Here is a 26,002-nt window from a genome sequence, read left to right as displayed (position 1 = left end):
CTCCGCAACCCTTCAGCAAGGAGCTCCAGCCATGCGCAAGCAAGACGCGTTCGACGTCATCTACACCCACACCGAAGGGGAGCCGCTTTGCATCGTGCACAGCGGGATTCCCTATCCCCCCGGGTCCACCATCCTGGAGAAGCGCGCCTTTCTGGAGCAGCACTATGACTGGCTGCGCATGGCGCTGATGCGCGAGCCGCGTGGCCACAAGGACATGTTCGGGGTGTTCCTCACGCCGCCGTCCAGCCCGGAATACGATGCCGGCCTGATCTACATCGACGGCACCGAGTATTCGCATATGTGCGGCCATGGCACGATTGCCGTGAGCATGGCGATGGTGGCGCTGGGCCTGGTGCCGCGAGGCAGCAACGGCATGACCCGCATCCGCTTCGAGACCACCGCGGGCCTGGTGGTCTCGGAAGTGGCCTCCGAAGGCGACAACGTGCTGTGGACGCGCTTCGAGAACGTGCCGGCCTACGTTGCCGCGCGCGATATCCCGGTGCATCTGCCCGGCTACGGCGACCTCAAGGCCGACCTGGTGTGGGGCGGCAACTACTTCGGCATCGTCGACCTGAGCGATTGCGCGCTGCGCATCTCGCCGGACAACGGCAGTGAGCTGTCGCGGCTCGGCGTGATGGTGCGCGACCAGATCAGGCAGCAGATGCGCATCCAGCATCCGACCGAGGCGCATATCAACAACCTGAACTTCATCACGTTCTGGCACCAGCCCACCATCGAGGGCGCGTTCTACAAGAACGTGCACGTGTTCAGCGCGGGGCAGCTCGACCGCTCGCCCGGCGGCACCGGCACCAGCGCCATGATGGCGATGTTCGAGGCGCGCGGGAAGCTGGGCCTGAACCAGCCCATCCTGTCCGAAGGGCTGCTGGGCAGCGGTACCTTCGAAGGCTGCCTGCTGGGCGAGGTGGACCTGAACGGCACGCGCGCGGTGCGCCCGACCGTCAAGGGCACCGCCAGCATCCTGGGCACGGCGCGCTGGATGATCGACCGCGACGACCCGGTCGGCGCGGGCTTCCTGGTGCGCTGAAATGCGATGACGCAGCCTCGCGGCTGCGTCGTTGCATGGTTGCCTCGGGCCAGCTGCCCCGGATGCGGGGCAGCCGGGCTTGCCCGGCCTCAGGCCGCCTGCTTGAGCGTAGCCAGCGCGCGGCGCCCGGCGGCCAGCTGGTGCGCGACTTCGGCCACGCGCGCGCCCAGGTGTTCGGCGGTGCGCAGATCGGCCAGCGGCGGCACCACCTCGGCGCTTTCATCGGCGTTCGATTGCGCGGCCGCGCCCAGGAAGAAGCCGTGGCGGTTCAGCGAGTCTTCGGTCGACTTGGAGTTGTTGTGGCCCGGGGGCAGGCCCAGGTTCACCCAGTGCATGCCGTGCTGCGCGGCGAAGATCGCCATCTGCTGCAGGGTGGCCAGCTTGTCGCCGGAGCGCGAGGCGGCGTTGGTGAAGCCTGCCGCCACCTTGTTGGCCCACTTGCCGCCCTTGGCGAAGACGTTGCGCGAGGTGGCATCCATGAAGCCCTTGAACTGCGCCGACGCGCTGCCCATGTAGGTGGGCGCGCCGAAGATGATGCCGTCGACGTTTTCCAGCGTGTCCCAGTGCTGATCGATCTCGTCGACGCTGATCAGCAGGCTTTCCACGCCGTCCACGCTGGCGGCGCCGCGGGCGACGGCCTGCGCTTGCCTGGCGGTGTGGCCGTAGCCGCTGTGGTAGACGATGGCGAGCTGGGTGGCGGTGGCGTGCATGATGTTTTCCTCGATGATTGCGAAATTTTGAATCTTGGGAGTCTTGCTTTGGTTGGCTTCAGTGCCTGCCTGTGAAAGCAAGTTTAGGCAGTGCGAGCGCGCGCGAGTGGCCGCAAAATCAATAAGTTGTTGAATTATTTTGAATATCGCTGCCGGCAACTGGCGGCGAGCACACAGCAGCGCGGCCAAAGGCAGTGCGCGTCACGCGCGGTGCCGGTTTTGTGCGCTTGCGCGTCTATGCGGCCGGCGCCACGCCGGCCGTCGCCTACCATCAAGAGTGCGATTTCCTCGCCGCACGCCGCGGCGCGGATCCAGTGAGTCCCGGTATCCGCCCTTGCCCTGCCCCCGATCAAGTATCCCGGCCCGCGCCGCGGCGCTGCTCTTGCCGTTCGTGCTGGCCGGCTGCGCCACCACGCCCGCGCCCGCGGGCAAGCCGCCGGGTCCGGCCGTTACCGCCATCGCCGTGGTGGCGCGCGGCTGGCATACCGATATCTGCCTGCGCAGCGAGGATGCCGGCGAGTGGGTGGGCGCGCTGGCGCGGGGTTTCGATGGCGCGCGCTTCCTCTGCTTCGGCTTTGGCGACCGGCGCTACGTCATCACGCACGACCATAGCTGGACAGCGATGTTCTCGGCCATGTTCCCGGGCCCGGGCGCGCTGTTGATGACGGTGCTGCGCGACACGCCGGCGGCCGCGTTCGGCGCCGGCGACGTGGTCAGCCTCGGGGTGGACGAAGCCGGCCTGCGGGGCCTGCGCGGCTATCTGCGCGATGCGGTGGAGAAGGACGGCGCGGGCTTGCCTGTGAGGCTCGGCCAGGGGCCCTATCCGGGCAGCCTGTTCTTCGGCGCGACCGGCTCCTACGACGGCCTCTATACCTGCAATACGTGGACGGCGGACGCCTTGCGGTCCGCCGGGTTGCCCGTGGGCGGCGCGTTATTCGCGGGCGGCATCATGCGGCAGGCGCGCGCAGCCGCTGCCGCGCAGGGCAGGGACGCGCCGTAGCCGGCCGCGCGCCGTTAGCAGGGCGCGGGGCTGCAGTAGACGGAGGAGCCGGGCGGCGGCACTACCACGGGCGTCTTGTTGGGCGGATTGGGGTCGCTGCTGCTGAACGATATGCAACCGGCCAGCATAAGCGGCAGCAAGAGCGCGACGACGATGGAACGTTGCATGGCAGTCCCCCCAGCGGATCTTCAGGTCTTCGGTTACGTGGCCTCGCGGCGGGCTCCGGGATGCAAGCCGGCGCCAGGACCGAGGCTTCCAGTATAGGTAAGGCCACAGCGGGCGCTCCGCCGCCTGTGATGTTTCGTCCGCCGGTCCCGGACGGGCCGCCGCATTTTTACCCGGGTAATATTGACTGGGCTATTTTACCCGGGTATTATCGGCGTCATTGTTCATCTTTCGCGGCAACGCCAGACCGTCATGAGTGAGATCCAGCCAGCGCAATACACCGCCTTCGAAGGCAGCAGGCGCATCGCCGCGGGCGCGCTCGCGCTGGTGGCGCGGCAGGTCAGGGAGCGCTTTGCCGACGAGCCCGTCGCCGGCGTGCTGATCTTCGGCGATGACGACTGCCATCAGGTGGAGGTCGATTTCCGCGGCACGGCCGACGAGGTGGCCGCGCGCATCGCCGCCATGGAGCAGGCCGCGCCCTTCCCCGACGCGCAGCAGGCGCCCGAAGCCGAAACGCCGCGCGGTCCCGGCCGGCCGCGGCTGGGCGTGGTGGCGCGCGAGGTCACGCTGCTGCCGCGCCACTGGGACTGGCTTGCCGCGCAACCCGGCGGGGCGTCGGTGGCGCTGCGCAAGCTGGTGGAGGACGCGCGCAGGGCCGGCGCGGGCAAGGACCGTATCCGCAGGGCGCAGGAGGCAAGCTACCGCTTCATGGCGGCGGCGGCCGGCGGCGGCGCCAACTTCGAAGAGGTGGCACGTGCCTTGTTCGCGGGAGAGCGCGCGCGCTTCGACGAACTGGTCGCCTTGTGGCCGGCCGACCTGCGCGATTATCTCCGGCAGCGCGCCGAAGCCGCGTTCGCGGATGCGCGGGAGCAACAGGGCGGCTGAAGGCCGCCGGCACCGCGCCCTTGTCCAATCCGCATGGCCACTGCAGAATACGGCCACAACGAAGACAGACAACAAGAACGGGCGGGGTTACAGGGATGGGAATCACAGGGCTTGCCGGCCGGGCTTGCGGCTGCCTTGCAGGCGCAGCGGTGCGGCGCCCGGTTGCAGCCGCACGCTGTCCGATGCGGCCGCGCCGAGGCAATCGCCACGCTCCCTGTCCGTGCATCCCGGCTTTCCCGCATCCGGGTATCCCTGCTTTCCACTTCCAGTCCCACCCTATGACCACGCCATCGCACCGCATGCGCCGTACCGTGCTGTCCGCGTTTCCCGCGGCCTTTGCACTCGCCGCCGCCAGCGCCCACGCGCTCGACAGCGCACAGCTGCTCGCCAAGATCACGCCCAGCGTCTACGGCGTGCGCACGATGGGCCAGAACAACGCGCCGCTGTCTTCGGGCTCGGCCGTAGTGGTCGGGGCCGCGGGCAGCTCGTCACGGCCTGCCACGTGCTGGCCGGCGCGAGCGGCATCGCCGTGCGGCGCGACAACGTGAGCTATGACGCCACGCTGGAAGCGCCCGACGTCGAGCGCGACCTGTGCCTGCTGCGCGTGGCCAATTTCAGCGCGCCGGCGGTGGTCATAACCGCCGCGGCGGCGCCATCCTTCGGCCAGAAGATCGTGGCCGCCGCCAGCCCGGAAGCCGCGGGCGTCGCGCTGCAGGAAGGCAGCGTGGCGGGCCTGCGCGCCGGCGCGGACGGCAAGCTGGACCGCATCGAGATCACGGTGCAGATGCCGAGCGCGGCCAGCGGCGGCGGCGTCTTCGACGACAGCGGCCGGCTGGTGGGCGTGCTGGCGGGACGCGCCGATGCGGGCGACAAGCTGCTCAAGGCTGTGCCCGCGAACTGGATCGCGGCAGCCAGGGAACGCGGCACGGCGGCGATGGCCAGCTACAAGCCATCGCTGCTGGCGCCGGCAGCCGCACCCGCGCCCGCAGCCGCGGCTCCCGTTGCCACCGACGAGGCAGGTGGGATCGCAGCCGGGAAACAGTCGCCGGCGGTGGGCGAGGTCTGGCGCTACGAGCTGGTCGACAAGCTGACCCACAAGCGCCGCCCGGTGGTCTACCGCGTCGACAAGGTCGAGGCCGAGCGCGTGAGCTTCAACCAGGGCGCGCGCATCGAGAGCCGGGATGGCCGCGTCGAGATCGCCACGCCTGCCGGCGGCGACTTCGATGCCGTCTCGCCGCCGCGCGGCTGGGTGCCGGAGAACGTCAAGCCGGGCATGCGCTGGAAGTACAGCTACAAGCAGCCCGGCACCGACCTGCCCACGGAGCTCAGCGGCGAAGCCACCGGCGAGTCCACCATCACCGTGCCCGCGGGCAGCTTCCGCGTGCTGCGCATTGATTACAAGGGGTACGTGATGCGCCCCTTCTACGGTTTCTCCGGCGGCGGCTCGCAAAGTTCGGTGCCCTACACGGCGGTGGCGTGGTATGCGCCCGAGCTCAAGCGCGTGGTGCGCTTCGATGCCAGCTACGTGGCGCGCTGGGACAAGGTGGACGAAAGCCTGGTGCTGCTCGATCATCGTTTCGACTGAGCGGCACGCCGGCGCCATGCGCCGCCAACGCCACGCCGCTGCGGCGCCATGCGTTTTTGGTAGGATGCAGGCCTTTCCATTGACGGCGGGCCGGCCGCGCGCCGGGCCGCGCCGCCGTCCAATGCTGCTTGCTTCATGAATCCGGACCAGATCAAAACCTTTGCCGCCGAGCGCCTTGCCCGACTGCGCCGCCCCACGCGGCGCGGCGTGCTCAAGGCAATTGCCGCCGTGCCGCTGCTGTTCCTGTTGTACGTGCTGGTGCTGGTGCCGTTCACGCCGGGCATCAGCGATATCCGCAAGGCCAAGTCCGACCAGCCCGCGCAGGTGCTGTCCGCCGATGGCAAGGAGCTGGCCGTGTACCGGTGGGCCAACCGCGAATGGGTCCGCCTGGCCGATATCTCGCCCAATGTGACCACCGCGCTGATCGCCACCGAGGATCATCGCTTCTACCAGCATTTCGGGCTGGACTGGCGGCGGCTCGGCTCGGCCGCGCTGCACACGTTCTCCGGCGACCGCCAGGGCGGCTCCACCATCACCCAGCAGCTCGCGCGCAATCTCTATCCCGACGAGATCGGCCGTGCCCCCACGCTCACGCGCAAGCTCAAGGAAGCCGTCACCGCGCTGAAGATCGAAGCCCTCTATACCAAGGACGAGATCCTCGAGACCTATCTCAACACCGTGCCGTTTCTCTACAACGCCTACGGCATCGAGATGGCGGCGCGCACGTATTTCGACAAGTCGGCGGGCAAGCTCGACGTGCTGGAAAGCGCCACGCTGATCGGCATGCTCAAGGGCAATAGCTACTACAACCCGGTCATCAATCCCGAGCGGGCGCTGCAGCGGCGCAATATCGTGCTGGCGCAGATGGTCAAGTACGAGAAGCTGGAGCCGGCCCGGTTCGAGCAGCTGAAGAAGCGGCCGCTGCGCATCGATTTCGAACGGCAGACCGAGCCGCCCGGCCCGGCCCCGCACTTCGCCCAGCAGCTGCGCAAATGGCTGATCAACTGGGCCGACCGCAACGACTACAACATCTATACCGACGGGCTGGTGGTGCGCACCACCATCGATTCGCGCCTGCAGGCGCTGGCCAGCCAGGCCGTGACGCGCCAGGGCAACCAGCTGCAGGGCATCGCCGATGCCGCCTGGGCGCCCCGCTCGGGCTGGGCCGCCAACCGCGAGCTGGTGCAGGCCTTCGTGCGCGAAACGCCGGAATACCGCGCCGCGCGCGAGGCCGGGCAGCCCGCCGACGCGGCCATGAAGACCCTGTTGGCGGACAGCGCGTTCATGCAGGCGCTGCGCCAGACCAAGACCCGCGTCCAGGCCGGTTTCCTGGCGCTGGACCCGCGCAGCGGCGAGATCAAGGCCTGGGTGGGCAGCCGCGATTTCAGCCAGGACGCCTTCGACCACGTGCAGCAGGCCCAGCGCCAGCCGGGCTCCACCTTCAAGCCCTTCGTCTACGGCGCAGCCTTCCAGCAGGGCGCCAGCCCCGACGACACCTTTGTCGACCAGGCCGTGGCAATCCCGCTGGCCGGCGGCGAAGTGTGGCGGCCCTCCGACGACGGCCCGCCGAGCGGGCGCGCCATGAGCCTGCGCGACGGCCTGGTGTACTCCAAGAACACCATCACCGCGCAACTGATGCAGACCGTCGGGCCGGACAAGGTGGCCAGGCTCGCGCGCGCCATGGGCGTGCGGCAAAGCCGGCTCGAAACCGTGCCGTCGCTGGCGCTCGGTACCAGCCCCGTCACGCTCAAGGAAATGGTCGCGGCCTACGGCACCATCGCCAACCAGGGCGCCTATCTAGAGCCGGTGATGGTCACCCGCATCGAAGACCGCAAGGGCGAAGTGCTCGAGACCTTCCGCCACGCTTCGCCCGAGCAGGCGCTGCCGGTCGCCACCGTGCAGACGCTGCTCGATGTCATGCGCGGCGTGATCGATCGCGGCACCGGCAGCAGCATCCGCACGCGCTTTGGCATCCGCGCCGACGTGGCGGGCAAGACCGGCACCACGCAGGACAACGCCGACGGCTGGTTCATCCTGATGCACCCGCAACTGGTGGCGGGCGCCTGGGTCGGCTTCAACGACAGCCGCGTGACGCTGCGCAGCGACTACTGGGGGCAGGGCGCGCACAGCGCACTGCCCATGGTGGGCGATTTCTTCCAGCGCTCGCTGCGCGCCCGCGTGATCGACGCCAACGTGCGCTTCGTCGAACAGGAGCAGACGGGATTCTGGGACACGCTCACCGGCACCGTGCGCGGCTGGTACCAGCGCCTGTTCGGCGCGGCGCCCAAGCCCGCGGCACCGCCGCCGCCGCCGCGCCGCGCGCCGCGCCCCACTGTTGCCGCCGAAGCCACGCCGGCGGCCAGTGATGCCAGCGTGGCAGCCGCCGCGCCGTCAGCCGGCGATGGCGGCCTGCCGTATGCGGGAGATGCCTCGGCGGCGGTGCCGGCACCGGCGTCGGCCGGCTTGCCCGCGGCGCCGCCGGCAAGTGCGCCGGCAGCCGCGCCCGCGCCGGGTTTGCCTGCCGCCGTGCTGGCGCCGGCGCAGAATGGCGGGACGGCCAGCGAAGGCGGTCCGCCACAGGCGCAATAGAGGCCCCGGTGGGGCCACCGGCGCCCACGGTCACGGAGCAGGGCGAGGCCGCGGCGATAGCTGATGAATATGGCCTTCGCGGCGTATCCGGAGCTGGCCCGGACGGGCGCCCGGCCAGCTCCGTTTCAACTGGCTACAGCCCCAGCACATTGGCCCCGATGCGCGGATCGATGGCGCGCTCGAGCTGCTGGGGATAGACCGTGACCGTCACCTCGAGCGAGCCGGTGCCGACCTCCATCGACAGGATGTGGCCGCCATAGGTGTCGAACTTGCTGTCGCCGGCGACGCCGTGTGCGTGGATCGACGGCTTGCCGTCCTTCCATGCCAGGCTGCCGACGATGCTGGCCATTTCCACGTTGCGGAAGGTCCTGGGGTTGAAGGCTTTCTTGTCCGCGTCCCAGAAGCCGAAGGTCACGTTGGTAAAGCCGATCGCGCTGAGGCTGGCGCTGGGCACGCGTTCGCAGATGGCAAAGGCTTCGATCTGCTCGAAGACGTTGTCGCCCATGCGCAGCACCAGCAGGTAGCCGGTCGGGGTCTTGATGTAGCGCTTGACGCTGGCGCTCGGGTAGGTGGGGTTCTGGGCCGTGGCTTGCGCCGCGGCGCATTCGCTCGACTGGGCGCTGGCGGGCGCGGCCGCCAGGCCAAGCGCAATGACGCCACCGGCCGCGAGGGCCTTGCCGAGCCGTGCGAGGCGGCGCCCAAGCGGGGCCGGCGCCGCGGCCTTGTCCATGGTTTTGTCCACGGCCTTGCCCGCGGTCTGCTTCATGTCTTTGATCATGGCTTCGTTCATCTCTGTCTCCGTCTTCGTTGTGTAAGGCTTCGTTGTGTAAGTGGTTGGTTTCGGTCAGGTCTCGAATCCGGGGTGTCGGATCAATTCGTCTTCGTTTCCGCCTGTGTGGCCGCCTTCGCTGGCATCGTGTCGCCGAGATCCCTAGCGCAGCCAGCTCGCCGGCACCAGGATGAGCTGCGGGAACAGCACGAACAGGAACATCAGCGTCGTCAGCGACAGCAGGAACGGCCACACGCCCGAGATCACGCTGTCCAGGCTGGCGCGCGACGTCCCCGCCACCACGTTGAGCACGGTGCCCACCGGCGGGGTCAGCAGCCCGATGGCGTTGTTGAGGATGAACATCACGCCGAAGTACACCGGGTCGATGCCGGCCTTGGTGATCACCGGCATCAGGATCGGCGTCATGATCAACACGGTCGGCATGAGATCCAGCGCCGTGCCGACGATGATCACCAGCACCATGATCACGAACATCAGCAGGATCTTGTTGTCGATGAAAGGATCGAGCAGCGCGGTCACCTGCGCCGGGATATTGGCGATGGTGATCAGCCACGCCGAGACCAGCGCGCAGGCCACCAGGAACAGCACGGTGCTGGAGGTCTTGGTGGCGGTGACGATCAGCCGCGGCAGCGCGCGCAGGTCCAGTTCGCCGTACACGAAGCGGCCCACCGCCATGGCGTAGACCACCGCCACGACGGCCGCCTCGGTGGGCGTGAAGGCCCCGATCTTCATGCCGCCGATGATCACCACCGGCAGCACCAGCGCCCACACCCCATCCATCAGCGCGCGCAGCAGGCGGCGCAGCTCGAAGCGCTGCGTGGCGGCGGCCGCCTTGTCCTTGCGCGCGCAGACGTACCACGTGGCGGTCAGCGTCAGCGCCATCATGGCGCCGGGCGCGATGCCGGCCAGGAACAGCTTGGTGATCGATACCTGCGCCACCACGCCGAACACCACGATGGCGATCGACGGCGGAATCACCGGCGCGATGATCCCGCCCGCCGCGATCAGGCCGGCCGAGCGCGGCACGTTATAGCCGGCCTTGCGCATCATCGGGATCAGCAGGGCCGCCACCGCGGCGGTGTCCGCCACCGCCGAGCCGGAGATGCTGGCCACCACGGTGGCGGCGATGATCGCGACATAGCCGAGCCCGCCGCGCACATGGCCCACGGCGGCTTCCGCCACCTTGACGATGCGGGTGGACAGCCCGCCCGCGTTCATCAGCTCGCCGGCCAGCATGAAGAACGGCACCGCCATGAGCGGATAGTTGTTCACGCCTTCGAGCATGTTCTGCGCGATGATCTGCGTGTCGAAGTTGCCCAGGTGCATCATCAGCGCGATGCCGGAGACGAGCAGTGAGAATGCGATCGGCATGCCGAGCGCCATGGCGCCGAGCAGCGAGCCGACGAATACAACGATGGTCATGACAGTCTCCAGGGGGTCATTCGCCGCTAGCGCCGGATTCCGGCACCAGTTCCGCGCTGGGCATGCGCCCGCTGAGCAGGCGCCACAGCGAGTGCGCCAGCAGCCCGGCCATGCCCACGCTGCTGAACAGCAGGCAGGCGTACACCAGGCCGATGGGCACGCCCGTTACCGGGGCCATGTCGTCCATGCCGATCACCACCAGCTTCCACGCGCCGTTGGCGAGCAGCAGGCAGCAGGCCAGCGCACCCAGGTCGGAGAGGAAGCGGCACAGTCGCTGGCCGGGCTCGCCGAGCCGTGACACCACGGTGGACATGCCGAGGTGGGCCTTGTCGCGCATCACCAGCAGCGCGCCGGTCAGGGTCAGCCACATGAAGACGAAGCGCGAGGCTTCCTCGGAAAACGCGATGCCCGAGTTGAAGGCGTAGCGCAGCACCACATTGGCAAATACCAGCACGATCATCACGGCCATCATGGCCACCATCGCGCCTTCCGCCGTCCGCACGAAGGCGCGGGTGACGGCGGGTTCTTCCGTTTCTGTCGTTGTATCGATCATGGCTTGTCTCGCTGAATTGTTGTCTGGCGATGCGGTGCCGGCGCTATGGCGCGGCTTGCGCCAGCTGCATCGACACCTCGGCGCGGTAGAAGCGCAGCGCGTTGCCGCGCCAGACCGCATCCGCCGCCGTGGCATCCAGCCCGCGCAGCGCTTCGGCCACCGTCGCAACCACTTCCCCCAGGCCCGCGCGCAGGCCCGACACCGGCAGGTTGCTGGCGAACATGCAGCGCTGCCAGCCGAAGATGTCCAGGGCCTGACGGATGACCCGCACGTTGCCGGCGCGGTCCCACGGCGCGCCGGGCAGTCCGAATTCGGACAGCTTCACGTGCACGTCCGGCAGGCGCGCCAGCGCCTCCATGCCGCGGCGCCATGCCGCGAGTCCCTGCTCGGAGCGGTCCCACGGCAGTCCGGTGTGTTCCAGCACCACGCGCAGCCCCGGGAACATCGCCACCGCATCGGCCGCTTCGTGCAGGTGCCAGAACGGCACGCGCAGATCCCATGAGAGCCCGTGCTCGGCCAGCAGCCGCAGGCCTTCGAGCCAGCGCGCGTCCTGCAAGGTGCCGGGCTGCCCGCGTACGCTCAGGTCGGCGCGTGCGCTGGTGCGCGGCTTGCACCGCACGCCGCGCACCAGCGGGAAGGCGGCCTGCGCCAGCAGGCGCTGCTCCAGCTCGGCGCCGTTGAAATCCACATGCGCCACGATGGCGTTGGGCAAGCCGTGCACGGCATGGATGCGGTGTAGCCAGCCGGTCTCGGCGAGGGACTCGGCGGGATGGCGTTCGGCTTCGACGTGGATGGTGGCCGCCAGGGGCAGCCCCGCCCACTGCGCCAGGTAGGCTTCCGGGCCGAAGTCGGTGCGCAGCGCGCTGTAATCGCCCAGGAAGAAGGCTTGCGCGTCGTAGCGTTCCTGCAGCCACGGGTAGCGCGCATCGTCGCCGAGCCGCCAGAGGTGATGGTGGGCGTCGACGATGGCCGACGGCAGGGTCAGGTTGTCCATGAGCGGTCTCAGCGCTGGCCGTCGATGGCGCGCAGCACGGCGTCGCCGTTCTTCTGCACGTAGAGCTGGCGCGTCTCTTCCTTGACGATCTTCCTGATGCTCGCCACGTCCGGATGCTCGTTGACCTGCATGCCCTTGGCGCGCAGTTGCGCGATGGCGGCCGCTTCGTTGTCGGCATTGAGCTTGCGCTGGTAGGTGGCGGCCGCGGCGGCCTCCTCGAGCAGGATCTTCTGGTATTCGGGCTTGAGCGAATCGAACTTCGCCTTGTTCATCAGCACCACCAGCGCGGTGTAGGCATGGCGCGTCAGCGAGAGGTACTTCTGCACTTCGAACATCTTGGACGAAAGCATCAGCGTGGGCGGGTTCTCCTGGCCGTCCACCGCGCCCGATTCCAGCGCGCCGAAGACCTCGGCGAACGGCATTGGCTGCGGGCTCGCGCCCAGCAACTGGAACGCCTTGATGTGGGACGGGTTGGGCGTGGTGCGGATCTTCAGGCCGCGGATATCGTCGGCCTTGCTGATCTGGCGCTTGTTGTTGCCCAGGCTGCGAAAGCCGATCTCCCAGAACGCCAGGCCCTTGATCTGGTGCGCGCCGAGTTCGTCCAGCAGCCCGCGCCCGACCGCGCCGTCCAGCGTGCGGTAAGCCTGCGGGCCATCGTCGAACTGATAGGGCAGGTCCAGCGCGTTGAGCTTGGGCACCAGGCCGGTGACGAAGGGGTTGCCGGTAGCGCCGATGTCGATGGTGCCGCTGCGGATGCCCGTGACCAGCGTGGTGTCGTTGCCGAGCTGGCTGTTGGCGAAGACCTGGATCTCGATCGCGCCCTGCGTGCGCTCCTTGACCTTCTTGCTGAACGACAGCGCGGCGAGGTGCTGGGAATCGGTCTCCGGCACGGTGTGGGCGAAGCGCAGCCTGATGGGCGATTGCGCGGCCGCGATGCTGGCTGCGCCGGCGAGCAATGCGGCCAGCACGGTATGCGAAATGGCGCGCGAGATTGCGCGCGAGATTGCGTGTCTCATGGTGTCTCCTAGGGATGGTTTGGATGGCGTGCCCGGGTGCATCCCGGGTCTTGCCGGATGGCGCGCGGCGCTCAGGCGGGCGGGACGGGCGGGGGGCGCGCGGCGGCCGCCGTCAGCGCCTGCTCCGGGGTGGTGCGGCGGTGCATGTCAGACCTTCACCTTGGCCTCTTTGACCACCTTGGCCCACTTGGTGGTCTCTGCGGAGATAAACGAAGCAAAGCGGTCGGCGCTGCCGCCACCGTCCTCGGCCCCGAACCCGGCGAGCTTGTCCGCGACCTCGGGCATCGCCAGCACGTTGTTCATGTCCGCGTTCATCTTCTGCACCATGGCGGGCGGCATGCGTGCCGGGCCCACCAGCCCGTACCAGGTGCTGGCATCGAAGCCGGGGAAGCCGGATTCGGCCACGGTCGGCACGCCGGGGAAGCTCTTCGCGCGCGTGGGCCGGGTCTGCGCGATGGCCGTCAGCTTGCCGCCCTGGATCTGCGGCGTGGCCGAGGTCATGGTCTCGAAGCTGAAATCGATCTGGCCGCCGATCAGGTCGGTCAGCATCGGCGCGGAGCCGCGGTAGGGCACATGCAGCGCGTCCACGCCGGCGCGCAGCTTGAACAGCTCCAGCGCCAGGTGCTGGGCCGCGCCGGCCCCTGACGAGCCGAAGGTGACCTTGCCCGGGCGCTTGCGGCACTGGTCGATCACGTCGTTGAGCGTCCTGGCGCCTTCGTGCGGGCTGCAGATCAGCAGGTTGGGCGTGACGCCCACCAGCATGATGGGCGTGAAGTCGCGCTCGACCACGTAGCCGAGCTTGGGGTACAGGCTGGGCGCGATGGCGTGGTTGCTGATGTTGGTCATCAGCAGCGTGGTGCCATCGGCCGGCTGCTTGGCGGTGTACTCCGCGGCGATCACGCCGGCCGCGCCGGCCCGGTTTTCCACGATCACCGAGGTGTGCCACATCTCGCCCAGCTTGTTGGCGATCACGCGCGCCATCACATCGGTGCCGCCGCCGGGCGGAAAGCCGACCACGATGCGGACCGGGCCGGCGGGCATCGCCTGCGCGAACGCCAGGGGCGAGGCCAGCGTGGCGGCGCCGGCCGCGGCTGCGGTGAGGAAGGTCCTGCGATGCATGTTGTCTCCAGTCTGTTTTTTTTATCGGACTGCTATGGACTGCGATGGACTGCGTTGGCCCGTGCGCGCCGCCGCCGTGCCTACATTGCCTCGTGCAGCATGGCCGCGTATTCGTCCGCGCTGGCCAGGCGTGGATTGGTCTTGTGGCAGTGGTCGGCCAGCGCGCCCTCGACGATGCGCGGGAACAGGGCAGGCGTGACGCCCAGTTCCGCCAGGCCCGACGGCAGGCCCAGGCGCCGGTTCATCGCGTCGATGGCCGGGCCGATCGACCCGGGGCCGTCGAGCTGCATGGCCTGCGCCATGCGCTCCAGGCGCTGCTCGCCGCGCACCGACGGCGCGGCCGCGTTGAAGCGGATCACCGCGGGCAGCAGGATCGCGTTGAGCGTGCCGTGGTGCAGCGACGGATCCAGCCCGCCCAGCGAATGGCTCAGGCTGTGCACGCAGCCCAGTCCCTTCTGGAAGGCCAGCGCGCCCTGCATCGAGGCGCTCATCATGTTGAGCCGCGCGGTACGGTCTTGCGGCTGCGCCGTCGCCGTCTCGATATGCATCCAGGCACGCCGCAGCCCGTCCAGCGCGATGCCGTCGGCCGGCGGGTTGAACGCCGGCGCCAGGAAGGTCTCGATGCAATGGGCGATGGCATCCATGCCGGTGGCCGCGGTCAGTTTCGGCGGCAGGCCGAAGGTCAGTTCGGGGTCGCAGATGGCCACGCGCGGCACCAGGTAGGGCGACAGCACGCCGACCTTGCGCCCGTCGTCGAGGATCAGCACCGCGCCGCGGCCCACTTCGCTGCCGGTGCCGGCGGTGGTGGGCACGGCGATCAGCGGCGCGGTGGCCGCAGTGATGCGGGCCGTGCCGCCCTCGATGGCGGCGAAGGTCTTGAGCGGGCCTTCGTGCGTGGCGCAGACCGCCACGCCCTTGGCCAGGTCGATCGGCGAGCCGCCGCCCACCGCGATGATGCCGTCGCAGCGGTGCTCGACGAACAGCGCCACGGCCTCGCGCATGGCGCGTTCGGTGGGGTTGGACGGGGTGCCGTCGAAGACCACGGCGCCGGCGCCGGCGGGCAGTTGCGCCAGCACGCGCTCCAGGATGCCGGCCGCCTTGACGCCGGCGTCCGTGACGACCAGCGGCCGGGCGATGCCGATGCGCTCGCATTCCTGCTGCAGCAGCGCGATCGCGCCGAAATCGATCTGGATCTGGGTGATGTAGTTGATGAGGGCCATCTTGTCTCTGTCTCCATGCGGGATTTGCTTCTTGCCGCTTCGCCGGGCAGCGCGGGCCGGGGCGCCGTAGCGCGTGCGCCGCTGCCGGAAGCTGCATTGGTGACGAAGTCTAGGAACAAGCCGCCAGCGCGACAACGTGGATTTACTTGAAGGCACCCCAAGTTTTTCTCATAGCCGTGGCGCTTGCCGCGCCCCGCGCACCACCCCTAGTTTTTCTTGAAATGGCGCTGAGTTTTTCTCGTTTGGCGCGCGCGGGGCCAGACCCTAGACTTCCGCAGGTCGAGAGGCTTCCCCGATCCTGCCCGTGCGGCAGGTGCCCACCCACCATAAGCAGATCCTGAGCGAGACACAGGCGCACCATGAGACAAGCCATCCTGATCGAGTACGACGAGCGCGTTGCCACCATCACGCTGAACAACCCCGAAAAGCTGAACGCGCTCGACCTGGGCATGTGGCAGGGCCTGACCGAGGCGATGCAGGCGCTCTCGGCCAACGACGAGCTGCGCTGCATCGTGCTGCGCGGCGCGGGAGACAAGGCCTTCGCCGCCGGCGCCGATATCGAGGAGTTCACCCGCATGCGCTCCAACGCCGCGCAGGCCGAAGGATATGCACAGATCACGCACGCGGCGATGGAGGCCATTGCCGGCAGCCGCCATCCGACCATCGCCCTGATCCAGGGCGCCTGCGTGGGCGGCGGCCTGGAGATTGCGTCGATGTGCGATATGCGCATCTGCGGCGAATCGAGCCGCTTCGGCGTGCCGGTCAACCGGCTGGGGCTGGTCATGTCGTATGGCGAGCTCGGCGGCCTGATGGCGCTGGCCGGCCCCGCGGCAGCGCTGGAGATCGTGCTGGAGGGGCGCGTGTTCGGCGCCGCCGAGGCACTGGAAAAGCGCCTGGTCAACCGCGTGGTGCCCGACGCCGAAGTGCCGGCCGAAGCGTACGCGACGGCGCGCCGCATCAGCCAGGGCGCGCCACTGGTGGCGCGCTGGCACAAGAAGTTCGTGCGGCGCCTGCTGAACCCGGCACCGCTGGGCGCCGAAGAGCATGCCGAGGCCTATGCCTGCTTCGATACCGAGGACTTCCGCATCGGCTACCGGGCCTTCGTCGGGAAGGCGAAGCCGGCCTTCGTGGGCCGCTGACACGATCGTCAGCCCGCCCGCGCACTTCTTTCACTCCGACGCCACCAGCCCGAACCGCGGGCGGCCGTCACCAAGCCACAAGGTTTCCAATGAATTTGCCGTTGTCGAAAATCAAGGTCCTGGATGTCAGCCAGATCATGGCCGGTCCTTTCTGCTGCATGCTGCTGGGCGACATGGGCGCCGACGTGATCAAGGTGGAGACACCGGGCGTGGGCGACCAGACCCGCAAGGCCATGGGCTTCCGGCTCAAGGGCGAGGATAGCGGCGGCTTCCTCGCGCTCAACCGCAACAAGCGCAGCGTGGAGATCGACCTGAAGAACCCGGCCGGGCTGGAGGCCTTCTACGAGCTGGTGCGCGGCGCCGACGTGCTGGTGGAAAACAACCGCCCGGGCGTGGCCGCCCGGCTGAAGATCGACTACCCGGTGCTGCGCGAGATCAACCCGCGCCTGGTCTATGCCAGCATTTCCGGCTTCGGGCAGACCGGGCCGTGGTCGCGCCGGCCGGGGCTGGACCTGATCGCGCAGGCGATGTCCGGCGTGATGAGCGTGATGGGGCACCCCGACGCCGCGCCGGTCAAGTCGAGCGTGCCGATCGCCGATCTCGGCGCCGGGCTGTTCTGTGCCTACGGCATCCTGAGCGCGGTGATCGGGCGCGAGCACACCGGGCAGGGGCAATATGTGGACGCCTCGCTGTTCGAGACCGCGCTGGGCTTGTCGGTGTGGGAATCGGCGGAGTATTGGGGCACCGGCACGGTGCCGGTGCCGATCGGCAGCGCCAACCGCATGAGCGCGCCTTACCAGGCCGTGCGCGCGTCGGATCGCCATTTCGTGATCGGCGCGGCCAACCCGAAGCTGTGGACCGCGCTGTGCGAGGTGATCGAACGCCCCGACCTGCTGCAGGACGCGCGCTTTACCGACAACGCGGCGCGCATCCGCAACCGCGATATGCTGATTGGCGAGATCGAAGGGGAGTTCGCGCGGCACCCGGCGGCGCACTGGGTGGACGCGTTGCTGGCGGCCGGCGTGCCGGCCGCGCCGATCCTGAACTACGACGAAGCGCTGGTGAGCGAGCAGGCGGTCGCGCGCGAGATGGTGCTGGAGATCGACCATCCGGTGGAAGGCCGCGTGAAGGCGCTCGGGTTTCCCGTTAAGCTTGGCGGTACGCCGCAGCAGGTCAGGTATCCGGCACCGTTGCTCGGGCAGCACACGCAGCAGGTGCTGGCGGAGTTCGGGCTCGACGAGATGGCGATCCAGGCACTGCGCGAACGCGGGGCGTTCGGCCAGGCCGCCGCGCCGCAGGCGCCGCCCCTGGAGCGCCGCGCCGGCTGACCGGCGCATCCGGCAAGCATCCGGCAAGCATTCAGAAAGACAAGACAAGACATCACGGAGACAACCATCATGAAGTTCCATTCACAGCCGTGGCGCATGGCGGCGCTGGCCGCGTTCGCCACCAGTGCCGCGCTCGGCGTCATCGCAACCGCGTGGTCCGGCAATGCCGCGGCCGCCGCGCAGGCCGACGCCTATCCCAACCACCGCATCGAGCTGATCGTGCCCTGGCAGGCCGGCGGCGGCGCCGACGTGGTCGCGCGCGCCTTGTCGGCGGCGGCGGCCAAGCACCTGTCGCAGCCGCTGGTGGTCATCAACAAGCCGGGCGCCACCGGCGCGGTCGGCCTGGGCGAGGTGGTGCACGCCAAGCCGGACGGCTACAAGCTGGTGCTGTCGTCGAGTGAGCTGACCTTTCTCAACTACCTCGGGCTGGCCAAGTTCACCTACCAGGACCTGGTGCCGATCGCGCGGCTGAACGCCGATCCCGCGGCGGTGGTGGTGCGCGCCGATGCGCCCTATGCCACGCTGGAGCAATTCATCGCCGAAGCCCGCAAGCCGGATTCGAACGTGCGCGTGGGCAACGCCGGGCAGGGCTCGACCTGGCACATGGCCGCCGCCGCGCTGGCCGAGAAGACCGGCGCCAGGTTCAACCACATCCCGTATCCCGGCGGCGCCCCGGCCACCATGGCGCTGCTCGGCGGCCATATCGACGCGGTGACCGTGAGCACGGCCGAGGTCGCCACCTACGTGGCCGCGGGCAAGCTCAAGGTGCTGGCGGTGATGGCCGACAAGCGCGTCGCCGGCTACGAGAACGTACCGACCCTCAAGGAGCGCAATATCGACCTGTCGATGGGCATCTGGCGTGGCATCTCGGCACCCAAGGGCACGCCGCCGGAAGTCATCAATGTGCTCAAGGTCGCGGTGGCCAAGTCGGTGCAGGAGCCGATCATGCGCCAGACGCTGGAGAAGCTGCATTTCAGCACTGATACCTATGCCGACGACGTGACGCTGCAGGCCGTGATGGCCAGGGAATCGGCGCAATACAAACAACTCGCCAGCCGCATCGCGGTCAAGGAGTAGCGATGCCCGGCCTTCGCTTCGACCAGCCCTTCGTCGATGCCCATCACCACTTCTGGGACCTGGGCGCCAATCCCTACCCGTGGCTGCAGGGCGAGGAGGTGAAAGGGTTTCGCTACGGCGATTACTCCGCCCTGAAGCGGAACTACCTGCCGGAGGATTTCGCGCGCGACACGCAGGGCTGCGCGCCCGCCATGTCGGTGCACGTGGAAGCCGAGTGGGCGCGCGCGAATCCGGTGGACGAGACCGCCTGGCTCACCACGCTGGCGCAGGAGGTGGGACGGCCAACGGCGCTGGTCGCGCACGCGCAGCTCGACCGCGCCGACGTGGAGGCCATCCTCGCCGCGCAGGCCGCCTTTCCCATGGTGCGCGGCATCCGCCAGAAGCCCGTGACCAGCACCACGCACGCAGGCGCCGCGCGCGGGATGGCGGGATCGATGGACGACGAGCGCTGGCGCCAGGGCTACGCATTGCTGGCTCGCCACGGCATGTCCTACGACCTGCAGGCGCCCTGGTGGAACCTCGACCAGGCCGCCGCGCTGGCGCGCGATTTCCCCGCGACGCAGATCATCCTCAACCATACGGGCCTGCCTTCGGACCGCAGTGAAGCCGGACTGGCGGGCTGGCGCGCGGCGCTGGCCGCGCTCGCCGCGCAGCCCAACGTGGCGGTAAAGATCTCGGGGCTGGGCCTGCTCGGGCGGCCGTGGACGGCGGCGGACAACGTGCCGGTGATCCGCGATGCCATCGCGATCTTCGGCACCGCGCGCTGCATGTTCGCGAGCAACTATCCGGTGGACAGCCTGGTGGCCCGCTACGACACCATTCTCGCCGGCTTCCTCGAAGCGATCGAGATCTACCCGCGGCACGAGCAGCGCGGGCTGCTGCACGACAACGCGGTACGCATCTACCGGCTCTGAGCAGCCATGGGCGGCGCCGCGCAGGTGCCGCCACGCATGCCCGGCCACAACTGGAAAACGAAATGAAGAACAGCCTGATTGCCGGCGCGGCGACGTCGCGCACCCTGACCGTAGACCGCCCCCGCACCATCGACTTCCTTGGCGAGGCGCTGCGCATCTACGCCACGCCCGAGCTGGTCCGCGACATCGAGCAGACCTGCCTGGACTTCCTGGCGGACTATGCGCAAGCCGGCGAGAGCTCGGTCGGCACCGAGGTCTCGGTCCGGCACAGCGGCGCCACCCTGCTCGGCGGCGAGGTGACGATCCGGGCCGAAGTGAGCGCGGTGGATGGCCGCAGCGTTACCTTCCGCGTTTCGGCCAGGGACGGTATCGAGGAGATCTGCACCGGCACCCACAGCCGCTTCGTGGTGAACGTGGACAAGCTGCGCGCGCGGGTGGAGGCCAAGGCGGCGCACGGCAGGGAGCAGGCGGGCGCGGCGCGGTAGCCGCGGGAAAAAGCCGCGGGAGTTCAGGCGTGCGGCGCTTCGGCGCCGGCGGCCACTTCGGCGCGCAGCCAGTCCAGGAAGGTGACGATGCGCGGATCGTTCAGGCGATCCTCGGGGAACACCACGAAGTAGGAGAACTCCACCGGCAGCCTGATCTGTTCGAACAGGCGCACCAGGCGGCCCTGGCGCAGGTCTTCCTCGACCCAGTTCTTCTTGACCAGCGCCACGCCGAGGCCGCTGATGGCGGCGTTGATGACCAGGTGGCTCGGCCAGAACGAGGGGCCGCGCGTGGCATCGACATCGGTCACGCCGGCGTGGCTGAGCCACATGGCCCAGTCGGGGTTGCTGACGTCGGTGTAGGTGCTGTCGTCGTGCAGCAGCGTATGCAGGCGCAGGTCGGCGGGCTCCCTGAGCGGCCGGCTGCCGGCCAGCAGCCCGGGGCTGCAGACCGGGATCACCTCGACCGACAGGCACAGCTCCGAATGCAGGCCCGGGTAGACGCCGCGCCCGTAGCGGATGGCCAGGTCGAAATCGTCGCGGTCGAAGTTGATGGCGTGGTTCGAGGTCGAGACCTTGAGGTCGATCTCGGGGTGCTCCTTCATGAAGCGGTCCATGCGCGGGATCAGCCATTTGACGGCGAACGTCGGCGGCATGTTGACCTTCAGCGCCGGCAGGTCCTTGCTATGCAGGCGCAGGGTGGCGTCGGCAAGCTGCTTGAAGGCCTGCTGCACGCTCGGCAGGTAGGCCATGCCCGCGGGCGTGAGCACCAGCGACTTGGCCTCGCGCAGGAACAGCTGCACGCCGAGGCTTTCTTCCAGCGTCTTGATCTGGTGGCTGACCGCGGACGGCGTGACGAACAGCTCGTCGGCGGCGCGGGTGAAGCTCAGATGCCTGGCCGCAACCTCGAAAGCTCGCAGAGGATTCAGAGGAGGCATTTGTCGCGACATGCGGGTATTTCCAACGAATACGAAAGGCAGCGGATCGGAATGAGCGGCGCCGGCATGAGCGAACAGGGATGCGCGAACAGCGATGCGCGGATCAGGACGCTGGCGTGCCGCGGACACCGGCCGGCAGTGCCGGCCATGGGCAGGCAAAGCCAAGTTCGGCAGACTAGCAGTTAGCGCTCGCCGATGGAATAGGGAAGAGTCCGGACAGGCGCGATGCGTGACCGGACCTGGGCGGCAGGCAGGAGGCGCCCGGCCCGGTGCGGGCGTTCAGCCCGGCTGCCGGCAGAAGCGCAGGATGGCCTCGGCGACGGCCGCGGGCGCTTCGCGCTGCGGGAAATGGCCGACGCCGTCCAGCACCTGCCGTACGTAGCGCCCGGAGAAGAACGCCTCTTTGCCTTCGGAGCTGGCGGGCTGGTTGCAGGTATCGCGGCCCCCATGCAGGACCAGCGTGGGCACCGCCAGCACCGGCGCGGGTTGCAAGGCCTGCTCGTCCCCTGCATAGGCCGGATCGCCGGCGGCAAAGCCCCAGCGGTGGCGGTAGGAATGCAGCACGACTGCCGCCCAGTCGGGATTGTCGAAGGCCGCCGCGGCCTCTTCGAAATCGGCCTCCTGGTACCAGCCCGGTGGCGACCATGTGTCCCACATCAGGCGCGCGAAGGCGCGCCGGTCCTCCTCGACGCTGCGCTGCCCGCGCGGCGTGGCCATGTACCAGTGGTACCAGTAATTGCGCGCCTGCTGCAGCGAAATGGCTTGCTGCGGATCGTTGGTGCCATAGCCGACCGACAGCATCGCCAGGTGCGAACCCGCCCGCTGCCGCAGGCCGAAGGCATTGGCGACCGCGCGCGCTCCCCAGTCGTGCCCGACCAGCACCGGGTCCCGCAGCGACAGCGTGTCGATGAATTCGAGCAGGTCGCGCCCGAGCGCCGCCAGCTGGCCGCTGCGCATGGTGGCCGCGTCGCGGAAGCGGGTCGGGCCGAAGCCGCGCAGCGCCGGGCACAGCACGCGGAAATCCGCGTGGGCGAGTTCGGCCGCGACGCCGCGCCAGCTCTCCGGGCTGTCCGGCCAGCCATGAACGAGCACTGCCGTGCGCTTGCCGCGCGGGTTCCATTCGAGGTAGCCGGTTTCCAGCATGCTGGTGGCGGCAAATTGATAGGCGGTCATCGCGCGACGCTCCTTTTCGGGGCAGTGGACATGGCTTGACGATAGCATCGGCGTACTTCGTGATTCGTGATGTATTGGATATGATTATGAATATTTAAAGATGAATTGGTGGTGTGACCCATGGACTCCATGCCGGCTTCGGCGGCGGCCAGCCTCGACATTGGCCTGTTGCGGACCTACCTCGCCGTGGTGGATTGCGGCGGCTTCGCGCTGGCGGCCGAGTCGCTGAGCCTGACGCCTTCGGCCGTCAGCGGCCATGTCAAGCGGCTCGAGCAGGCCGCCGGCGCCGTGCTGCTGGAGAGGACGACGCGCAGCTTCACGCTGACCCAGGCCGGAGAGCTGTTGTACGCCTACGCGCGCAATATCGTCGCGCTGGAGCAGGAGGTGCGCGCGCGGCTGCACGGCGCGCCGGCGCGCGGGCGCCTGCGCATCGGCAGCTCGGAGGACTTCGCCGGCACCTGGCTGCCGCGCATGCTGCAGGTATTCCGGCGCGGGCATCCCGGTGTCTCGGTGGAGCTGAAGGTCGGTGTCACGGCCGACCTGCTGCGCCAGCAGGAGCGGGGGCGGCTCGATATCGTGTTCGGCAAGCAATGCTCGCGCACGACGGGCGGCGAGCTGCTGTGGGAGGAAGAACTGGTGTGGGTCTATGCCGCCGCGGAGCCCTTCGACCCGGAATCCGAAGTGCCGCTGGCGGCCTTCCCCGAGCCGTGCGTCTATCGGGAGTCGGCGGTGGCGGCGCTGACGCGGGTGGGGCGGCCCTGGCACGTGGCCTTCGAGAGCAGCAGCATGGCGGGGTGCCTGTCGGCGGCGCGCGCGGGCTTCGCGGTGACGCCGGTGGCGCGCAGCCAGGTCCGGGAGGGCCTGCGCGTGCTCGATTCGCGCGACCGCATGCCGGCGCTGCCCAAGGCGCGCTTCTACGCCTTCGTGCGCGAAGGAGCGCCCGCCGCCCGCACGCTGACGGACGCCGTGCGCGATGCCGGCCGCCAGCACCGCTTCGGCGAGACCAGGGGGTGATAGCGGTGACGCGGGTCCCGGCCGGTCGTCGCGCGACCGGCGCGCGGCCTGTTCGGTGTGACTTTTTCGGCATGCCGAGGCCGGGCGGTGCCGCGTAAGCAGGGCAGGCGCCGCCTGCGCCGGCAGGGCGGGTGTGCCGATGCGTGTCACATCGCTTACCATAGCGGTTTGGCCAGCGTTATCCGCATCCACCTTACGTGGCGCCGACGCCCCGCCGGCTTGCGCTCCCGCAATGCAGGGCGGGTGGCGTCGCGCTGGTATTCGGGCCTTGCGGCAGCGATGGGGTAGCTTGCGCTGCCCACTGTATCTATTCCAGATGAACGACAATCCAAAGATTTCCCGTGGCGAGCCTCCCGCGCCAAGTACCTGGGACGGCCGCCTTGCGCGCGCGCTCGTGCGCCCGCTGAAGGACTCCTGGATCACACCGAACCACCTCACCACCGTGCGCCTGCTGATCGGCCTGGCGGGTGTCGCCTGCCTGATGCAGGGCGGCTATGCCTGGACCAACTACGGCGCCTTCCTGATCGTGCTGTCCAATTTCGTCGATCACACGGACGGAGAGTTGGCGCGAATTAGCGGGAAATCCAGCAAGATCGGCCATTTTTACGACCTCGCCAGCGATGCGGTCATCACCGTGCTGCTGTTCGTCGGGATGGGCGTGGCGATCACCGGGCTGGCGCCGGCGGGCGCGTTCTCGCCGGTGCTGCAGGGTACGCTGGCGGGCCTGGCGGTCGCGCTGATCTTCTTCTTGCGCATGCGCATCGAGTCCGCGGTCGGCAAGAGCGGCACCAAGCAGGCGTCCGTGGCCGGCTTCGAGACCGAAGACGTGCTGTACCTGCTGCCGCTGGTGACCCTGACCGGTGGCATCGCACCGTTCCTGACCGTCGCGTCGATCGGCGCCCCGCTGTTCGCGGTGCTGGTGCTGATCGACTACTGGCGGGTGATGCGCAAGGTGCGCATGGCCGCGACTCATATCCGAGGAACGCGATGAGCGAGCAAGCCAACGACATCACCCTGGACGCGCCGCGAGCCGTGGCGTCGCCGGCGCCGCGCAAGGGCACGCCCGCGCGGCCCGATCCGGATGCCAGCGTGGCAGGGCAGACCGCCCGCCTGGACAACGCCGGCCTGCGCGCCGATTTCGAGCGCCAGGGCGCCTTCCTGAACCTGCAGGAATTCCTCGCGCCGGAAGTCACCGAGCAACTGGTGGCCAGCGCCCGCGCGCTGATGCCCGAGATCAACCGCAATTACCTGCCGGGCCACAAGCAGGGCGGCAGCGTCAGCCGCCACACCATCGACGAGAAGGCCCCGTTCATCGCCGAGCTGTACCGTTCGAAGGCGCTGATCTCCTGGCTCGAGCAGATGTGCGGCGACAAACTGCTGCCCTCGCCGGATTCCGACCCGCATGCGTATGCGCTGTACTACTACACGCGCCCGGGCGACCACATCGGCTGGCACTACGACACCTCCTACTACGACGGCCGCCGCTACACGCTGCTGCTGGGCGTGATCGACGAGTCCTCCTGCCGGCTGGACTACGAACTGCATACGCGCAACCCCGACGTGCCCGATGAGCCGGGCACCGTGCAGATCGCCCCGGGGGGGCTGGTGTTCTTCGATGGCGACAAGCTGCGCCACCGCATCACGCCGGCGGGTCCCGACGAGATCCGCGTCTCGCTGACCTTCGAGTACGTCACCGATCCGGGCATGCGCCCGTGGCTGCGCTTTATCTCCAACATGAAGGACGCGGTGGCCTATTTCGGTTTCCGCCAGGTGTTCAGGAACCTGATGTCCGGCAAGAAGAAGCCACGCGCATGACCCGTGCTGCAATGATCCTGCTGTCGGTCGGCGTGGCGCTGTTTGTCGCGCTGCTGGCCTGGCAGGGCTTCGGTTCCGTCGTGTCGACGCTGATGTCGGCGGGCTGGGGCCTGGCGCTGGTCGCCGCCTTCCATCTGCTGCCGCTGGCGCTGGACGCCGCCGCCATCCGCGTGCTGTTCGAGCGTGACGACCATTGCAGCCTGCGCGACACGCTGCTGGCGCGCTGGGCGGGCGAGTCGGTCAACAGCCTGCTGCCGGCCGGGCAGATCGGTGGCCCCGTGCTGATGGTGCGCTACCTGGCGCAGCGCGGCACGCGCATGCGCGATGCCGCCGCCGCCATTACGGTCAGCACCACCATGCAGGCGCTCGCGCAGATGGTGTTCGCCTTCGCCGGGCTGGCGCTGTTCGGCCTGTACGGCGGGCAGGATGCGCTGTCCGACCTGCGCACGCCCACCCTGATCGTCACCGCCGTGCTCGGACTGTGCATCGTCGGCTTCTATTTCGTGCAGAAGCGCGGCCTGTTCGGCCGCGTGCTGCGCGTGCTGTCCCGGCTGTTCGGCAAGCGCGACTGGAGCGGCCTGACCACGCGCGCCGACGCGGTGGACATGGCCGTGCAAGACATGTACCGCGACCGCGCCAGGGTGGCCAAGAGCTTCGTGCTGAGCCTGGCCGGCTGGGTGGTCGGCACCGGCGAAGTCTGGCTGGCCCTGCATTTCCTCGGCCACCCGGTGAGCTGGGTGGAGGCGCTGCTGCTGGAGAGCGTGGGGCAGGCCATCCGCGGCGCCGCGTTCGCCATCCCTGGTTCGCTGGGCGCGCAGGAAGGCGGCTACCTGCTGCTGGCGCCCATCGTGGGCCTGCCGCCGGATGCGGCGCTGGCCCTTTCGCTGGCCAAGCGCGCCCGCGAGATCGGCCTCGGTGCGCCGGGGCTGCTGTATTTGCATTTGAGTGAAAGAAGTTTCCAGCGACGGCGTGCCGCGGCCAGCACCACCAGTGCGGCCAGTGGGCAGGCCACTACCGATTGACCGAAGC

General features: G+C 69.0%; 26 protein-coding genes. 15 read left to right on the top strand and 11 right to left on the bottom strand.

Translation table 11 applies throughout. From position 1 onward, the window contains the following. Positions 1-31 precede the first annotated feature (31 nt). Entirely contained in the window at positions 32-1,045 is a 1,014-nt protein-coding gene (locus AC1DK4_RS01990; RefSeq protein ID WP_441612043.1) for a proline racemase family protein, read from the top strand. An 89-nt stretch (positions 1,046-1,134) separates the two neighbouring features. Here AC1DK4_RS01990 and AC1DK4_RS01985 read toward each other — a convergent pair whose 3' ends face one another. Beyond that, on the bottom strand, positions 1,135-1,755 hold the full coding sequence (locus AC1DK4_RS01985) for a flavodoxin family protein (protein ID WP_441612044.1): 621 nt from the start codon (positions 1,753-1,755) through the stop codon (positions 1,135-1,137). Positions 1,756-2,146: 391 nt separating this feature from the next. Here AC1DK4_RS01985 and AC1DK4_RS01980 point away from each other — a divergent pair, with 391 nt between their 5' ends. Beyond that, a complete protein-coding gene (locus tag AC1DK4_RS01980; RefSeq protein ID WP_441612274.1) occupies positions 2,147-2,755 on the top strand; it encodes a DUF2459 domain-containing protein in 609 nt (202 codons plus the stop codon). 14 nt (positions 2,756-2,769) lie between these two features. On the opposite strand, the gene AC1DK4_RS01975 is transcribed toward AC1DK4_RS01980, so the two are convergent. Then, positions 2,770-2,922 (bottom strand): hypothetical protein, encoded by a 153-nt coding sequence (locus AC1DK4_RS01975; RefSeq protein ID WP_441612045.1) that lies wholly within the window; start codon positions 2,920-2,922, stop codon positions 2,770-2,772. A 250-nt stretch (positions 2,923-3,172) separates the two neighbouring features. Here AC1DK4_RS01975 and AC1DK4_RS01970 point away from each other — a divergent pair, with 250 nt between their 5' ends. The 4 genes from AC1DK4_RS01970 (at position 3,173) to AC1DK4_RS01955 (ending at position 7,979) form a co-directional block, all read left to right on the top strand. Beyond that, entirely contained in the window at positions 3,173-3,805 is a 633-nt protein-coding gene (locus AC1DK4_RS01970) for a DUF2239 family protein (RefSeq protein WP_441612046.1), read from the top strand. 278 nt (positions 3,806-4,083) lie between these two features. Then, positions 4,084-4,353 carry a hypothetical protein gene (locus tag AC1DK4_RS01965; RefSeq protein WP_441612047.1) on the top strand — a complete coding sequence of 90 codons (270 nt, stop codon included), beginning with the start codon at positions 4,084-4,086 and terminating at the stop codon, positions 4,351-4,353. Then, positions 4,308-5,390: a S1 family peptidase gene (locus tag AC1DK4_RS01960; RefSeq protein ID WP_441643124.1), complete on the top strand. Its 1,083-nt coding sequence runs from the start codon at positions 4,308-4,310 to the stop codon at positions 5,388-5,390. Before AC1DK4_RS01965 ends, AC1DK4_RS01960 begins: the two co-directional genes overlap by 46 nt. Positions 5,391-5,525: 135 nt before the next feature. Beyond that, the gene (locus tag AC1DK4_RS01955; protein ID WP_441612049.1) at positions 5,526-7,979 is read left to right on the top strand and encodes a penicillin-binding protein 1A; all 2,454 of its coding nucleotides are present in this window, start codon (positions 5,526-5,528) and stop codon (positions 7,977-7,979) included. Between the two features lie 133 nt (positions 7,980-8,112). Here AC1DK4_RS01955 and AC1DK4_RS01950 read toward each other — a convergent pair whose 3' ends face one another. The 7 genes from AC1DK4_RS01950 to AC1DK4_RS01920 form a co-directional block, all read right to left on the bottom strand. Beyond that, positions 8,113-8,769: a PPC domain-containing DNA-binding protein gene (locus tag AC1DK4_RS01950; protein ID WP_441612050.1), complete on the bottom strand. Its 657-nt coding sequence runs from the start codon at positions 8,767-8,769 to the stop codon at positions 8,113-8,115. A 141-nt stretch (positions 8,770-8,910) separates the two neighbouring features. Next, the gene (locus tag AC1DK4_RS01945) at positions 8,911-10,191 is read right to left on the bottom strand and encodes a TRAP transporter large permease (RefSeq protein WP_441612051.1); all 1,281 of its coding nucleotides are present in this window, start codon (positions 10,189-10,191) and stop codon (positions 8,911-8,913) included. A 16-nt stretch (positions 10,192-10,207) separates the two neighbouring features. Beyond that, positions 10,208-10,744, bottom strand: coding sequence for a TRAP transporter small permease (locus tag AC1DK4_RS01940; protein WP_441612052.1), 537 nt, complete (start codon positions 10,742-10,744; stop codon positions 10,208-10,210). Positions 10,745-10,787: 43 nt separating this feature from the next. Then, on the bottom strand, positions 10,788-11,738 hold the full coding sequence (locus tag AC1DK4_RS01935; protein WP_441612053.1) for an amidohydrolase family protein: 951 nt from the start codon (positions 11,736-11,738) through the stop codon (positions 10,788-10,790). A gap of 8 nt (positions 11,739-11,746) precedes the next feature. After that, the gene (locus tag AC1DK4_RS01930) at positions 11,747-12,754 is read right to left on the bottom strand and encodes a DctP family TRAP transporter solute-binding subunit (protein WP_441612054.1); all 1,008 of its coding nucleotides are present in this window, start codon (positions 12,752-12,754) and stop codon (positions 11,747-11,749) included. 147 nt (positions 12,755-12,901) lie between these two features. Further along, positions 12,902-13,873: a Bug family tripartite tricarboxylate transporter substrate binding protein gene (locus AC1DK4_RS01925; protein WP_441612055.1), complete on the bottom strand. Its 972-nt coding sequence runs from the start codon at positions 13,871-13,873 to the stop codon at positions 12,902-12,904. An 80-nt stretch (positions 13,874-13,953) separates the two neighbouring features. Then, positions 13,954-15,093 (bottom strand): iron-containing alcohol dehydrogenase, encoded by a 1,140-nt coding sequence (locus tag AC1DK4_RS01920; RefSeq protein ID WP_441612056.1) that lies wholly within the window; start codon positions 15,091-15,093, stop codon positions 13,954-13,956. A gap of 359 nt (positions 15,094-15,452) precedes the next feature. Between AC1DK4_RS01920 and AC1DK4_RS01915 the strand changes: the two genes are divergently transcribed. The 5 genes from AC1DK4_RS01915 to AC1DK4_RS01895 all read left to right on the top strand — a co-directional run bounded on the left by AC1DK4_RS01915 (position 15,453) and on the right by AC1DK4_RS01895 (position 20,036). Further along, complete coding sequence (locus tag AC1DK4_RS01915; protein ID WP_441612057.1) at positions 15,453-16,232, top strand: enoyl-CoA hydratase-related protein; 780 nt, start codon at positions 15,453-15,455, stop codon at positions 16,230-16,232. 89 nt (positions 16,233-16,321) lie between these two features. Continuing rightward, positions 16,322-17,560 carry a CaiB/BaiF CoA transferase family protein gene (locus AC1DK4_RS01910; RefSeq protein WP_441612058.1) on the top strand — a complete coding sequence of 413 codons (1,239 nt, stop codon included), beginning with the start codon at positions 16,322-16,324 and terminating at the stop codon, positions 17,558-17,560. 69 nt (positions 17,561-17,629) lie between these two features. Further along, on the top strand, positions 17,630-18,637 hold the full coding sequence (locus AC1DK4_RS01905) for a tripartite tricarboxylate transporter substrate binding protein (RefSeq protein WP_441612059.1): 1,008 nt from the start codon (positions 17,630-17,632) through the stop codon (positions 18,635-18,637). 2 nt (positions 18,638-18,639) lie between these two features. Beyond that, entirely contained in the window at positions 18,640-19,551 is a 912-nt protein-coding gene (locus tag AC1DK4_RS01900; protein WP_441612060.1) for an amidohydrolase family protein, read from the top strand. A gap of 62 nt (positions 19,552-19,613) precedes the next feature. Beyond that, complete coding sequence (locus AC1DK4_RS01895; protein ID WP_441612061.1) at positions 19,614-20,036, top strand: thioesterase family protein; 423 nt, start codon at positions 19,614-19,616, stop codon at positions 20,034-20,036. Between the two features lie 23 nt (positions 20,037-20,059). Here the strand turns inward: AC1DK4_RS01895 and AC1DK4_RS01890 are convergent, their stop codons facing one another. After that, positions 20,060-20,983 (bottom strand): transcriptional regulator GcvA, encoded by a 924-nt coding sequence (locus AC1DK4_RS01890; protein WP_441612062.1) that lies wholly within the window; start codon positions 20,981-20,983, stop codon positions 20,060-20,062. A gap of 267 nt (positions 20,984-21,250) precedes the next feature. Continuing rightward, positions 21,251-22,144, bottom strand: a complete 894-nt coding sequence (locus AC1DK4_RS01885; protein WP_441612063.1) for an alpha/beta fold hydrolase — start codon at positions 22,142-22,144, stop codon at positions 21,251-21,253. Between the two features lie 120 nt (positions 22,145-22,264). Here AC1DK4_RS01885 and AC1DK4_RS01880 point away from each other — a divergent pair, with 120 nt between their 5' ends. The 4 genes from AC1DK4_RS01880 (at position 22,265) to AC1DK4_RS01865 (ending at position 25,995) form a co-directional block, all read left to right on the top strand. Next, positions 22,265-23,158, top strand: a complete 894-nt coding sequence (locus AC1DK4_RS01880; protein ID WP_441612064.1) for a LysR family transcriptional regulator — start codon at positions 22,265-22,267, stop codon at positions 23,156-23,158. Between the two features lie 316 nt (positions 23,159-23,474). After that, on the top strand, positions 23,475-24,149 hold the full coding sequence (locus AC1DK4_RS01875) for a CDP-alcohol phosphatidyltransferase family protein (protein ID WP_441612065.1): 675 nt from the start codon (positions 23,475-23,477) through the stop codon (positions 24,147-24,149). Further along, the gene (locus AC1DK4_RS01870) at positions 24,146-24,973 is read left to right on the top strand and encodes a 2OG-Fe(II) oxygenase family protein (RefSeq protein ID WP_441612066.1); all 828 of its coding nucleotides are present in this window, start codon (positions 24,146-24,148) and stop codon (positions 24,971-24,973) included. Before AC1DK4_RS01875 ends, AC1DK4_RS01870 begins: the two co-directional genes overlap by 4 nt. Continuing rightward, complete coding sequence (locus AC1DK4_RS01865) at positions 24,970-25,995, top strand: HpnL family protein (RefSeq protein ID WP_441612067.1); 1,026 nt, start codon at positions 24,970-24,972, stop codon at positions 25,993-25,995. Before AC1DK4_RS01870 ends, AC1DK4_RS01865 begins: the two co-directional genes overlap by 4 nt. Positions 25,996-26,002: the final 7 nt, after the last annotated feature.

This window comes from Cupriavidus sp. 05N38 (genome assembly GCF_056397345.1).
The sequence above is the reverse complement of the archived record's forward strand: the minus strand, read 5'-3'. Positions and strand labels throughout refer to the sequence as shown.